This window comes from Undibacterium pigrum (genome assembly GCF_003201815.1).
Taxonomy (GTDB): domain Bacteria; phylum Pseudomonadota; class Gammaproteobacteria; order Burkholderiales; family Burkholderiaceae_D; genus Undibacterium; species Undibacterium pigrum.
The window spans coordinates 237,425-250,667 of record NZ_QJKB01000001.1 but is presented as its reverse complement, the minus strand read 5'-3'; the positions used below and the strand labels follow the sequence as shown (position 1 = coordinate 250,667).

Below are 13,243 nucleotides of genomic sequence, written 5' to 3'. Positions count from 1 at the left end.
AAAAAAAGAGTAATCATGCAAAGCAGCCTACATCACAGCATATCGCGCAAGTCCAGCATAGGCATCTTGTGCCTGCTGATTGCCTTCCCTCTGATGGCGACTTACTTCGCCCAGGAATTTTATATAGGCCTGTTAAGCCGCTTGATGATTTTCGCTCTGGTAGCCAGCAGCCTGAACCTGATACTCGGTTTTGGTGGCATGATCAGCCTCGGGCACGCGGCTTTCTTTGGCAGTGGCGCTTATGTGGTGGGCATCCTGATGCAGCATGGCGTCACATCTGCCTGGATCAGTTGGCCAGCGGCGATGCTGACCGGCTTTATGCTGGCACTCGCAATAGGCAGTGTGTCACTTAGAACCCGCGGCGTATATTTCATCATGATTACGCTGGCATTCGCGCAGATGCTGTATTTCCTGTTTGTGTCATTGAAAAATTATGGTGGTGACGATGGCTTGAGCCTGGCACAACGCTCGGTGACGGGTATGGACATGGCAAATGACAGTAACTTTTATTATCTGGTGCTGGTAATTTGCACCATATTTCTCTTCGTTCTTTATAGACTTATCAATTCCCGTTTTGGACGTGTGATACAAGCCATCAAGGAAAATGAAACCCGTATGGAAGCCATAGGCTATCCGGTGTTTCGCTACAAGCTGCTGTGCTTTGCGATTGCTGGCAGCGTCGCCAGCCTGGCTGGCGCCCTGCTGGCAAACCAGAACATGCTGGTCAGTCCCAACCTTTTGCATTGGACACAATCCGGCAGCCTGATGGTGATGGTGATACTTGGCGGTGTTGGTTATCTGTCTGGCGGCATCCTCGGTGCAGTCGTCATGTTGATGCTGGAAGAAATCCTGTCTGGCTATACCATACACTGGCAACTGTATCTGGGCATTATCCTGCTGTTGGTGGTCATGCTCTTACCAAATGGCCTCGCCAGCCTGCCGCAAAAGTTCATGTCCATCAAAAGACAGCAGGGAGATCAGGCATGAGCGTGTTACAGCTAAAAGGCCTGGTCAAACGCTATGGTGGCCTTATCGCGACCAACAATCTGAGCCTGGATGTATTATCTGGTGAGATCCACGCCATCATAGGCCCGAATGGCGCAGGCAAGACTACACTGATACATCAGATATCAGGCGCCATAGTTCCAAACCAGGGGCAGATCATTTTCAATGGCGTCGATGTCACGACACTCAGCATGCATGAGCGCGTCAAGCTAGGATTGGCACGCTCTTACCAGATCACGAATATTTTCCAGTCATATACCGTTATCGATAACCTGAGTCTGGCGATACAGGCCCACTCTGGCAGCAGCATGCGCTTCTGGCGCAAAGCGCTAGATGAGCAGGCACTTTTCAAGCAAGCCCGGCAACTTGCCAGCGATATAGGTCTGGCTGAACACTGCAATAGCAAAGCCTGCGAACTTGCACATGGCGAACAACGCCAACTGGAACTGGGACTCACCCTGGCGACGCAACCCAAACTGCTCTTGCTGGATGAACCCATGGCAGGCACCGGACATGAAGAATCGGGCAAGATGCTGGAACTGATCGCCGCCCTGCGTGGTAAGGCAGCCGTGATCTTGATTGAACATGATATGGATGCCGTCTTCAAACTGGCTGACCGCATTTCTGTCTTGGTAGCAGGCTCCATCATTGCCACCGGCACGGCAGAACAGATACGCCAGAACCCGGAAGTCAAGAAAGCCTATCTAGGCGATGAAATGGATATCGCAATCAAGGAAGTCGCATGAAGACCATATTGGAAGTCGAACATATCGCTACCGCCTATGGTCACAGCCAGGTCTTGTTTGGCATAGACTTACAGATACGCCAGGGCGAAGTCGCCAGCCTGCTGGGCCGCAATGGTGCAGGCAAGACCACAACCTTACGCTCGATACTGGGACTGACACCGGCACATAAGGGCCATATCAGTTTCATGGGCCAGCGCATAGAAAAAATGACGACGGATAAAATCGCCAGGATGGGCATAGCCCTGGTGCCGGAAGGCCGGCAGATTTTCCCCAATCTCACTGTCAAAGAAAACCTGGTCGCCTTTGCAGCCAATCGCAATCAAAGCAAAAGACCATGGAGCCTGAAAGAGATTTACCAACTGTTCCCACGTCTGGCCGAACGGGCGGGCAATATGGGTAACCAGTTATCTGGCGGCGAGCAACAAATGCTGGCCATCTCACGCGCCTTGATGACCAACCCTCATTTGCTGATACTGGATGAAGCGACGGAAGGCTTGTCACCACTGGTGCGTGAAGAAATCTGGGCTTGTTTGAGAAAGCTGCGCGATCAGGGGCAAACCACGCTGGTTATCGATAAATATGTAGAAAAACTCATACCCCTTGCCGATCAGCACAGCATCATGGAACGCGGCAAGATAGTCTGGCATGGCAATAGCGAAAGCCTGACGCAGTCGCCGGAAACCTGGCAGAAATATGTGGGTGTTTAAACTGCCTGGTTATTAACTAAGGCTTGACTTGGCTCGGTGGAGTACGTGCGTCTGAAGTGGACGCTGGAGAATTTGCATCCAGAATTTGTACGAAGATTTCGTTTTTCTTGATCATGCCTAATTCGAAGCGGGCGCGCTCCTCAACAGCATCGGTACCAATTTTTAAATCCTGGACTTCAGATTCGAGCTTGCCGTTGCGCTCTTTGAGTTTTTCATTATTGTTTTTCACCTGGGCGACTTGCCTGTCCAGCTCCCACACGCGCAGCCAACCACCCTTACCCAACCACAGCGGGTATTGGATCAACATCAGCAAGGCAACAAAGGAAAGGGCTATCAAACGCACGAGTTATTGATACAAAAATTGAGGCAAAAAAAAAACTGAAAATACAGAAAAATTAATACAAAGATATTCCCGGAGGAACCCAACAAGAAAAAGGGGAACACCGTTCCCCTTTTCACTAATACGATAGCAGATTACTTCAGATTATAGAAGGCATCGCGACCAGGATAGCTGGCAATTTCGCCCAAATCTTCTTCAATACGCAGCAATTGGTTGTATTTTGCCATACGGTCAGAACGGGACAAAGAGCCAGTCTTGATTTGCAGGGCATTGGTACCAACGGCGATATCAGCAATGGTACTGTCTTCTGTTTCACCAGAACGATGAGAAATAACGGCTGTATAACCAGCACGTTTTGCCATTTCAATCGCAGCAAAAGTTTCAGTCAGCGTACCGATCTGGTTGATCTTGATCAGGATGGAATTGGCGATACCTTTTTGTATGCCTTCTTTCAGGATCCTGGTATTGGTGACGAACAAGTCATCGCCAACGATCTGGACTTTCTTGCCCAGTTTTTCAGTCAGGATAGCCCAGCCATCCCAGTCGCCTTCAGCCATGCCATCTTCGATGGAGATGATAGGATATTTGTCTACCCACGTTGCCAGCAGATTAGTGAAGTCAGCGGAAGACAAAGTCAGGCCTTCACCTTCGAGGTGGTATTTGCCGTCTTTGTAGAATTCGCTGGCAGCGCAATCCAGGCCCAGAGCGATTTGCGTACCTGGCTCGTAGCCAGCAGCTTCTATCGCCTGAATGATCAGTTTGATGGCAGATTCGTGATTATCGACGGAAGGAGCAAAACCACCTTCATCACCAACTGCTGTCGTCAGACCTTTGTCATGCAGGATTTTTTTCAGTGCATGGAATACTTCTGCACCGTAGCGAACTGCTTCGCGGAAAGTTGGCGCGCCAACCGGGATAATCATGAATTCTTGAATATCCAGATTATTGTCAGCATGTGCACCACCGTTGATGACGTTCATCATAGGCACAGGCAATTGCATTGCGCCTGAACCACCGAAATAACGATACAACGGCAGGCCAGCTTCTTCAGCAGCAGCTTTGGCGACAGCCATGGACACAGCCAGCATGGCATTAGCACCCAGGCGACTCTTGTTTTCAGTGCCGTCCAGATCGATCAGGGTACGATCCAGGAATGCCTGTTCATTCGCATCCAGGCCCATGATGGCTTCTGCGATTTCGGTATTGATGTGTTCGCAGGCTTTCAGGACGCCCTTGCCCAGATAGCGGGATTTGTCGCCATCACGCAGTTCTATTGCTTCGCGGGAACCAGTGGATGCACCAGAAGGCACAGCAGCACGGCCCATGACACCGGATTCCAGCAAGACATCACATTCAACAGTTGGGTTACCGCGCGAATCCAGAACTTCACGACCGATAATATCAACGATGGCACTCATTCAATTCTCCTAAACAATCAAAATATCGAACAAAATATCTAACAAAATATCTAACAAATAATGCGAATCTGATTTGCAAAACATCTGCTGGCTGGATATGCCAGCAGATAAATAAAGCTGGCTGCTGTAATGACTTTGATACAGCCAAAATGATGGTGCAGATAATACCCCATTACGGCGACACTTCGAGCCGGACAAAACTTTATTCTTGCGGCTTTTTACGCTGATAAGCAAAAAAACCTTCACCACAGATCAAATCATGCAAACGCAGGCTCAAAAAGCCTAGCTTATCCCCTGTCGGTACAGTCACCGGGGGGCATGTCAACAACATTCTCTAAGGCAACTACATACCGTCTTGCAAAAAAGGCGAGCCGCAAAAGTGGCTCGCCTTTTTAATCAGGATTCACAGATAACAGACAAACCAGTCTTCAAACTGCCAGGCTGGAGGCCTGCACCAAATCCCTTACATCTCATGCCTTGTTACCCTGCGCCTTTTTATGGTCTATCGCCGCCCTGGCGAAAGAGATAAACAAGGGGTGACCATCACGCGGTGTCGATTTGAATTCAGGGTGGTACTGCACACCCAGATACCAAGGATGCACATCACGTGACAATTCCATGATTTCGCACAAATCTTCTGTTGGTGTACGGGCAGAAACGATCAAACCTGCTGCCTCAACACGGCCCAGATAATGGTTATTGGCTTCATAGCGATGACGATGACGCTCAGTCACGACATTGCCATAAATCTCTGACGCCAGAGTACCAGAGCGAACTGCGCAAGTTTGCGCACCCAGACGCATGGTGCCGCCCAGGTCAGAATTTTCATCCCGCGTCTCAACTTTACCGTCATGGTTTTGCCATTCATTGATCAGGGCAACCACTGGCTGTTCTGTCTCAGCATCAAACTCTGTCGAGTTTGCCATGGACAGACCTGCCTTGTTACGTGCATATTCAATCAGAGCAACTTGCATACCCAGGCAAATGCCCAGATAAGGTATCTTGTTTTCACGTGCATAACGGGCAGCCAGAATCTTGCCTTCTACGCCGCGCTTGCCGAAACCACCTGGCACCAGGATGGCATCGTATTTTTCCAGGGACTTGGTACCGTGCGCTTCGATTTCTTCAGAATCAACGTACTCAATATTCACACGACTCTCAGTGTGGATACCTGCATGACGCAATGCTTCTGTCAAAGATTTATACGACTCTGTCAGGTCTACATATTTACCGACCATACCGATAGTAACTTCTTCTTTCGGATTTTCCAGTGCATAGATCAATTTGTCCCACATCGCCAGATCAGCTGGTTTTGGTGACAAGCCCAGTTTATCGCAAACGATTTTATCCAGGCCCTGGTCGTGCAACATCTGTGGAATCTTATAGATGGTATCGGCATCCCATACAGAGATCACTGCTTCTTCAGCCACATTGGCGAACAGGGAAATCTTGGCGCGTTCATCATCAGGGATAGGACGGTCAGCACGACACAGCAATGCGTCCGGGAAAATACCAATTTCACGCAATTTTTGCACACTGTGCTGAGTAGGCTTGGTTTTCAATTCACCGGCAGCGGCAACATACGGCACCAGGGTCAAATGCACGAAAGCAGCCGCATTACGGCCAGCACGCAAGCTCAGTTGACGGGCAGCTTCGAGGAAAGGCAGGGATTCAATATCACCGACCGTACCGCCAATTTCAACCAGGGCAACGTCAGCACCAGCTGCGCCACGATGGATGAACTCCTGGATTTCATTGGTGATATGCGGGATAACTTGCACAGTCTTGCCCAGGTATTCGCCACGGCGTTCTTTGCGGATAACGGATTCATAGATCTGGCCAGTGGTGAAATTATTCACCTTTTTCATTTTGGCCGTGATGAAACGCTCATAGTGACCCAGATCCAGATCAGTTTCAGCGCCGTCATCGGTCACGAAAACTTCGCCATGCTGGAATGGGCTCATGGTACCTGGATCCACATTGATGTAGGGATCAAGTTTGAGCATAGTGACTTTGAGACCGCGCGATTCAAGGATCGCAGCGAGAGAGGCAGCGGCAATGCCTTTGCCTAAAGAGGAGACTACGCCCCCCGTAACGAATACAAACTTAGTCATTGCAGAAGGTGCCGAACGGCACAAGCGGGAAATTCGAATTATACATCACTAAGCCGTGATGTGCGAAAATTCCCGCCTGCAAATCCTGGGAAATTTCAGGAACTGGCTGGTTTACATTGCATAAATAATTTGCAATCTTGCAAAATTCTGTGCGCCCTGACCGTTGCTCAATTCCTTGATTTCATTGCTGCGACGGATGAAGGATGCTGATGCGCCGTAGTTTTCACCACGCCAGAAATAGCCAATTTCAAACTCACCAACCAGGCTTTTGGGCTTGACTGCTGTAGCCTGATTATTAAAATAGCCGCCCTGTATGCTTGCATTGTAGGCAACAGCCTTGAGTTCTGTACGCAGGAAGCCATAACTGGCTGGCTGTTCAGGCAAGGCATTCAGACTGCCCGCACGCAGCGTCAACTCAGCACTGGCATCAGTAAAGATATTGCCGAAACGGCCCTTCAGGCGTGGTGCAATATCGACATTGGACATAGCTACGACACGGCCTGGCGAATATTCACCTGATAAGACTGCACCCCATTCATTACGCAGTTGTGTACTCCAGCCTTGTGGCAGGGGTTGCTTCAGCAATCTGTGCAGATGCGTCTGCGTCCATTCACCACCGGCGCATGGACCCATGCATCCTATGTCCAGCGCAAGGCGCTGGCTTTTGCCATTGGCTTCATTCTTTTCGCGGTAGAGGCCTGCAAACAGCCAGCCAGCGTATGGGTGGTCAATTTTGGAAATCTGGTTTGGCGTCAGCTTGATATCAGAAGCCGTATACAATTCCTGACCCAGTCGCCAGCCATAAGTCAGCGCCTGCGTGGCATCCCCTTTGGTAAAGCTCTGCCCTATTCTGTTGCCGCTGGTATAAAACCCGTCATCCTTCTTGAACAAGAGACTGTCATTATCAATATCCACTAGCAAAGTAGTCTTGCCAGTCTGGCGTACCTGGGTAAATTCGTCCCAGGATGGCAAGGACTCCTGGGCAAAGACGCTGGCGGTGACGAGCACTGCTGCCAGTGAGGTGGAAAATTTCAATAAAGGCTTGATTTGATTCATGTATTTTGTCGCGATAAGGTTTGTATGAAATTTACCTGGCGCTCAGCTTCATGCGTTCCAGCATGCTCAGCACGGCAGTGGCTGTATGGCCGGGCACTTCCATGGGGATCAGGTGGCCGCCAGGAATAAGGACATAATTATCACCCATTAATTTCTTTGTCGCATGAGGGCCAGCTTGCCTGCATTCTATAGACTCTGTCCCGCCAACAAAACCGACTGGCACATTGGGTGGGCGTTTATTCAAACGACCCAGACCATGTGGCAAAGTACGGTAAATTGCCGTTTCCACTTCGCGGGTAAAGCGCAGGGTGACGCCCTCAGGATGTGGTTTAAGCCCTGCCTTCATATAGTCACGCAAGACTTCTGGTGGCCAGATGGCGAACATTTCTTTAGAGGCAAAGTGCTGATAGGCTTCTTCTTCACTTTTCCAGAGATGCCGACGCCTTTCTGAAAAGCGTGCAGGTGAAAACTTCTTGTCCAGTCCCAGGGATTTAAATATACGCAACAACATGGCCCGCCAGCCTGACACCACGGGGGAATCAAGCACCACCACCCCACGCACCAGATCTGGCCTGGCTCTTGCTGCCATCAGCGACAAAATGCCGCCCAGTGAATGTCCCAGCAAAATCACGGGCTGCTGATAGTTCGTCTGTAAGGTGTCAATCAATTCCTGCACCAGGTTGCGCCAGCCATCTGTCACTGGATATGCCGGGTCATGCCCCACCATGTCGGTCGCATGGACTTCATAGTCAGAACGCAAATGATCGAGAAACATACGATAAGTCCCGGACGGGAAGCTATTACCATGGACAAAATGGATGATGGGTTTTACGGTGGTCTCGTTCATAACTTAGGGTATAGCATTACCGGCCAAACCAGTAACGCGCGTTTTCCTGTCTGAATTGTGAAGTTTTCAATGATGCGCCAAATTGTATGCTGATTGCACCCGATTCATCTGTTCTTAGACGTTTTATTCCAAAATCAGCATAGCGCTGGAAGACTTCTGGCTTGGGATGATGGTAGCGATTCAGGTAACCGACCTGAAAAATTGCCAGCTCTGGCTGCACTATCTTCAGGAAAGGTGCAGTCGATGATGTGCCACTCCCATGATGCGGGGCCAGCAGGATATCAGCCCTGAGTTTTTGCGGGATCATGTTGACCAGTTCATCTTCCTGTATCGCCTCTATATCACCCGCCAGCAAGATGGAGTGCAGCTTGGTCGATACTTTTAGTACGCAACTGCGGGCATTTGGCTTCCATTTCGTGCTTTCATAACTGGCGGCGACTGGTTGCAGCACTTCAAAATGCACGCCATCCCAGTCCCATGTCTGCCCTACTACGCAACGCTTGTGCTGCTTTGCAGCCTGAACAATGGGACTGTCCAGGTTCAGGGAACTGCTTAGCAACTCAACAGGCAAATGTTTAAGTATACTTAAGGCTCCGCCAGAATGATCACTGTCATTATGCGAAATCATCATGACATCCAGTTCATTAATACCGCGCGCATGCAGATACGGCAAAATCACCCTGTTGCCACTATCTGCTTCCAGCCCAAAACCCTGACCACTATCGTACAGCAGTCTATGATGTGCGGTTTCCAGCAACAGGGCCATGCCCTGACCTACATCCAGCGCAGTGACATGCAATTCACCTTCTGGTGGTTTTTTTGCCGTCTGTAACAACAAGGGCAAACAGCAGATAAGACCGAGGCCACGCAAAGGCCATGCTTTGGGTGCCAATAGCCATAAGACCCCCAGCATGGCCAAGGCAAATAACCAGAATGTAGGGATGGGTGCAGTCCACACGGCAAAGGGTAAGGTGCTAAAGTAAGTCAGGAAACGCGCCAGAAAGTCGACCAGTACATGAGCAATTTGCAGTAACCAGCCTGACAAGGGCGCTGGCATGACACTACCTACCAGTGTCAGCGGCGTGACTACCAGGCTGACCAGAGGGATAGCAACCGCATTTGCCAGTGGACTGATAAGCGACATTTGCCCAAACAAAAACATGGTCAGTGGAATCATGCCCAGCGTCAATGCATATTGCATCAAGGATGCTGAACGCAAAGTATTAACCACGCCTTGAGTATGACTGCCCATTGGTTTCGTGCGCTCTTCTCCAGCTGTAGCAAATACAATGATGGCGACAGCAGAAAAAGATAGCCAGAAGCCGGGGGACAAGACGGCCCAGGGATCAAATACCACAACCAGGCCCAGCGCAAGACTCAGGACTGCAGTAAAGCTGCTGATACGACCAGTCCACACAGCTACCGCAACCACGCTCAGCATGATCAGTGTTCTTTGGGCGGGCAAACCAAAACCCGCAAGGGCGACATAGGCCAATGCCATTAATGCTCCAGCCAAAGCGGATGCCTTTTGTGCAGGCAAGCGTAGAGGTAATGCCAGGTTCAGGAAAAAGGAATGTCGCCAGAAATAAAATACCAGGCCAGCAAACAAGCCCGCAACCATGGTGATATGCAGGCCTGAAATACTGATCAGATGACCTATGCCCACCCGGTTAAATACTGTCCAGTCAGCCATCGAGATTTCACGCTGATCGCCGACCACCAGTGCGACCAGCACACCGGCGTAAGGGGCGAAAGGCAAGGCTGCGTGTATGCGTGCGCGTAAACGATGTCGACCATACTCAATGAGAGTACCTGGAGTCCAGACAAAATCTGCCAGCTTGCGATTATATTGCTTAGCATCTTGCCCATATTTATCCGGACGCACACTGCCAGTTGCGCGGATACCCTGCTCCAGCAGCCATGCTTCATAGTCAAAGCCAAATTCATTGGCATTGCCGTGTGGACGTTTGAGGCGTACGCGAAATTGCCAGCGTTCACCGGGCAGCACAGCCGTCACTTGCCGCATATCGCTACCGCGATCAGCACCGTACCAGGTCAAGGCAACCCGGGATGGCCATTGCGAGAGTGGTTTCAAGTCACCAGCATCATCAGCATGCACCTGCTCAACCGCAAGATTGAATCTTTGCCCCTGCTCAAACTGGAAAGGCAGGTTATCAATGGTGCCAGTTAAAACAATATCCTGATTTTCCCATTTTTTGGGTAGCTCTTCCTGCAGATAGAAATGTGCATAGCCACTGGCCCAGACAAACCCTAACGTGGCAGCAAGCACAAGACGTGCAGGCAGATGCAGCCAGGGTTGGCATTTAAACTTGAATAATAAGAGGGTGAGAAGCAGCGACAATGCTGCTATCAGCAATAAGGTATTGAGAGCAAGTAATTCCGCCTGTTGCTGCAAAATGGCGGCGCCGATGACAAAACCCAGCATCACCGCACGCACAGATCAGGCCCTTTGCATGCGTGGCATGACGCTCATGGCATTGGCTGTGGTTGCTGCAGCCACTTCGGCCAGACTCAGATGACGCAGCTCTGCCAATAACTTACCTATCCTGGGTAACTGGGCTGGCGTGTTGGCGCCTTCTGGCAACCAGCTCGGCGGAATATCTGGCGCATCAGTTTCCAGCACGATGCTGGACAAGGGCAAGTCCGTTGCCAGTCTGCGTATCTGCAAGGCGCGCGTGAAAGTCATCGCGCCACCAAAGCCCAGTTTAAATCCCATATCGATGAAAGTCTGTGCCTGTTGCACGCTACCGTTAAAAGCATGGGCAATCCCGCCTCTGACTTTTATTCGTCGCAAATGCTTGAGGATGATATCTTGCGAACGTCTTACATGGAGCAGCACAGGCAAATCAAAATCCCTGGCCAGCTTCAGTTGTTCTGTATAGAAGTATTCCTGCTTTTCCTTCAAAGGACTCTGTGTCAAGGCAGGTACAAAATAATCGAGGCCAATTTCGCCTATGGCTACCAGTTTTTTTTGCGTATCTGCGCCAGCCATCAAGGCACTTACTTTTTCGCGCAAGAGCAGCAAGTCATCTTCTTTTGAAGTCGGTACATACATGGGATGTATGCCCAGGGCATAAAAACAATCTTTCCGCTGCTCACCTAAATGAATGACAGTATCAAAATTACTTTTGTGTACGGCAGGCACAACGATGGCAGTCACGCCTGCTTGTGCAGCGGCTTCGGCAACTACCAGCGATGTACCGCCAAACTCACTTGCATCCAGATGACAGTGGCTATCTACCCACATAATATCCACACATAGCTTCAAACCCAGGCTAATTGATTAATAGCCTGATTATGAAGCAGTTTGCCTTTGGACCACAATCTTTTGCACTGGGACGATTACTTTAGCTTCTTGATGAGAGCGCCAGCACCAGACAATCAGGCCTGCAGCCAGGGCTGCCAGTAAATGTTTGAGGCTGTGACCACTCATGACCTGAAGTTGCTGCAATATCTGGGCATCCAGCATTTCAGTGATTTTTGCTACCACATATAAGAGCATGGCAGCGCCAAATGCCAAACGGTCGGCACGCCCTGCTTTGCATATCCACTGCCAGAGCGGAACCAGTACCAGAGTTAAACCCTGTATCAATAAATATGGACGCAGGTCCCCAGTCTGTTTCCACCAGATCACGGACATCAGGGCAGCAATCAATAGCAACACCAGTTCCATGAAAGCTGTGCGGGCATCCATGCCTGGCAGTCCCTCTGCCCTGACTGCTGCCAGCAAGCTGCAACAGGCGAAAGCGATAGGCAATCTGTCCCAGAACAAGCGTGCATCATCAGGTGCCAGATGATAGTAACTGGAACCCACAGCGGTAGCGGCAAGGCTAAGGGCAAATGTACAATAAGCGGGAAATGCAATGCCAGTGTCGTCCCGGCGATGTTTTTCGAGTAAAAACCAGCCGCCTGCCATGGCGACAATCGCAAAAGCAATATTGGTCAGCACATCAATGGCGTGAGGTATGCCTGAGCAGTCAGATTGATCGGCAAAGTCATGATAATGTGCCAGTTGGGCTATTGGCCCGTGCAGCAATAATGCCAGAGCAGCCAGCACAGAAATCAACCAGGGTAGCATGGCTTGCAAAAGCGGCAAACGCGAACCAGTTTTCATTATTTTCACCTATGTTTTAACAGTCAGGCAATTGTGAATACAGGCTGCAAATAATGTAACCAATACTGGTAAAGTAGCACTATACAATAGTGGAAGTATTAAATCCCGCAACCTTGTGCACGCAAAACCATGACTGAAATCCGGCAATTACTCAACAGCATCAAACAGCAACTGAAGCTGCAAGGCAAAACTTACAGGGATGTGGCCACTGCCCTGGATTTGTCCGAAGCCAGTATCAAGCGTCTGCTGAGTGCCGGTAATGGTGCCAATATGAGCATAGAAAGACTGGCGCAGATCAGCAACCTGCTGGGTTACAGTCTCATGGAAATCACTCAGGAAGCAAATGCCAGCCATACCCGCATACACAGTTTGAGCACAGCGCAGGAAAAGGAATTGGTGTCGGACACGAAACTGTTGCTGGTTGCCGTTTGCGCCCTGAATCACTGGAAGTTTGAAGAAATTCTGCAGGTCTATCAATTTAGCAAGGCAGAATGCCTGAGCAAACTCTTGCGTCTGGATAAATTAAACCTGATCAGCCTGATGCCAAATAATCGCATACGGCTGAATATCGCCAGGGATTTTGACTGGTTGCCACAGGGTCCCATACGCCAGTACTTCCATCATACCGGCATGGCAGATTTTTTGAATGCGCCCTTCAGTCACGAATTTGAATCACAGCATTTCATACACGGTATGTTGACGGAAGCAGCGGCCGAAAAATTCCAGTCTGAAATACGCCAGCTACGGCAAAAACTCGCTGAACTGCATACAGAAAGCCTGAGCAGCCCTCTCAAGAAAAGGCGGGGAACGGCAGTTTTACTGGCCATGCGCGAATGGGAGCCAGCCAGTTTTACTGCCTTACGTAAAACCTAGTT

The 13,243-nt window shown here is 50.0% G+C and carries 12 protein-coding genes; 4 read left to right on the top strand and 8 right to left on the bottom strand.

The genetic code is table 11. From position 1 onward, the window contains the following. Window positions 1–15: 15 nt before the first annotated feature. The 3 genes from DFR42_RS01170 to DFR42_RS01160 are packed head-to-tail and all read left to right on the top strand — an operon-like array spanning window position 16 to window position 2,458. Window positions 16–987 (top strand): branched-chain amino acid ABC transporter permease, encoded by a 972-nt coding sequence (locus DFR42_RS01170; protein ID WP_110253121.1) that lies wholly within the window; start codon window positions 16–18, stop codon window positions 985–987. Further along, complete coding sequence (locus tag DFR42_RS01165) at window positions 984–1,751, top strand: ABC transporter ATP-binding protein (protein WP_110253120.1); 768 nt, start codon at window positions 984–986, stop codon at window positions 1,749–1,751. Before DFR42_RS01170 ends, DFR42_RS01165 begins: the two co-directional genes overlap by 4 nt. Further along, window positions 1,748–2,458, top strand: coding sequence for an ABC transporter ATP-binding protein (locus DFR42_RS01160; protein WP_110253119.1), 711 nt, complete (start codon window positions 1,748–1,750; stop codon window positions 2,456–2,458). Before DFR42_RS01165 ends, DFR42_RS01160 begins: the two co-directional genes overlap by 4 nt. Window positions 2,459–2,474: 16 nt before the next feature. Here the strand turns inward: DFR42_RS01160 and ftsB are convergent, their stop codons facing one another. The 8 genes from ftsB to DFR42_RS01120 all read right to left on the bottom strand — a co-directional run bounded on the left by ftsB (window position 2,475) and on the right by DFR42_RS01120 (window position 12,368). Then, window positions 2,475–2,801 (bottom strand): cell division protein FtsB, encoded by a 327-nt coding sequence (gene ftsB / locus DFR42_RS01155; protein WP_110253118.1) that lies wholly within the window; start codon window positions 2,799–2,801, stop codon window positions 2,475–2,477. A gap of 131 nt (window positions 2,802–2,932) precedes the next feature. Next, window positions 2,933–4,216: a phosphopyruvate hydratase gene (gene eno, locus DFR42_RS01150; protein WP_110253117.1), complete on the bottom strand. Its 1,284-nt coding sequence runs from the start codon at window positions 4,214–4,216 to the stop codon at window positions 2,933–2,935. Window positions 4,217–4,686: 470 nt separating this feature from the next. Further along, window positions 4,687–6,330 carry a CTP synthase gene (locus tag DFR42_RS01145; protein WP_110253116.1) on the bottom strand — a complete coding sequence of 548 codons (1,644 nt, stop codon included), beginning with the start codon at window positions 6,328–6,330 and terminating at the stop codon, window positions 4,687–4,689. A gap of 111 nt (window positions 6,331–6,441) precedes the next feature. Next, the gene (locus DFR42_RS01140; protein ID WP_110253115.1) at window positions 6,442–7,386 is read right to left on the bottom strand and encodes a lipid A deacylase LpxR family protein; all 945 of its coding nucleotides are present in this window, start codon (window positions 7,384–7,386) and stop codon (window positions 6,442–6,444) included. A 31-nt stretch (window positions 7,387–7,417) separates the two neighbouring features. Next, window positions 7,418–8,233: an alpha/beta fold hydrolase gene (locus DFR42_RS01135; RefSeq protein WP_110253114.1), complete on the bottom strand. Its 816-nt coding sequence runs from the start codon at window positions 8,231–8,233 to the stop codon at window positions 7,418–7,420. A 16-nt stretch (window positions 8,234–8,249) separates the two neighbouring features. Continuing rightward, window positions 8,250–10,691 carry a DNA internalization-related competence protein ComEC/Rec2 gene (locus tag DFR42_RS01130; protein ID WP_110253113.1) on the bottom strand — a complete coding sequence of 814 codons (2,442 nt, stop codon included), beginning with the start codon at window positions 10,689–10,691 and terminating at the stop codon, window positions 8,250–8,252. A 3-nt stretch (window positions 10,692–10,694) separates the two neighbouring features. Next, window positions 10,695–11,501, bottom strand: a complete 807-nt coding sequence (locus DFR42_RS01125) for a TatD family hydrolase (protein ID WP_110253112.1) — start codon at window positions 11,499–11,501, stop codon at window positions 10,695–10,697. Window positions 11,502–11,549: 48 nt separating this feature from the next. Next, window positions 11,550–12,368, bottom strand: a complete 819-nt coding sequence (locus DFR42_RS01120; protein ID WP_110253111.1) for a hypothetical protein — start codon at window positions 12,366–12,368, stop codon at window positions 11,550–11,552. Window positions 12,369–12,497: 129 nt separating this feature from the next. On the opposite strand from DFR42_RS01120, the gene DFR42_RS01115 reads away from it, so the two are divergent. After that, a complete protein-coding gene (locus DFR42_RS01115) occupies window positions 12,498–13,241 on the top strand; it encodes a helix-turn-helix domain-containing protein (RefSeq protein ID WP_110253110.1) in 744 nt (247 codons plus the stop codon). The last annotated feature ends 2 nt before the right edge of the window (window positions 13,242–13,243 follow it).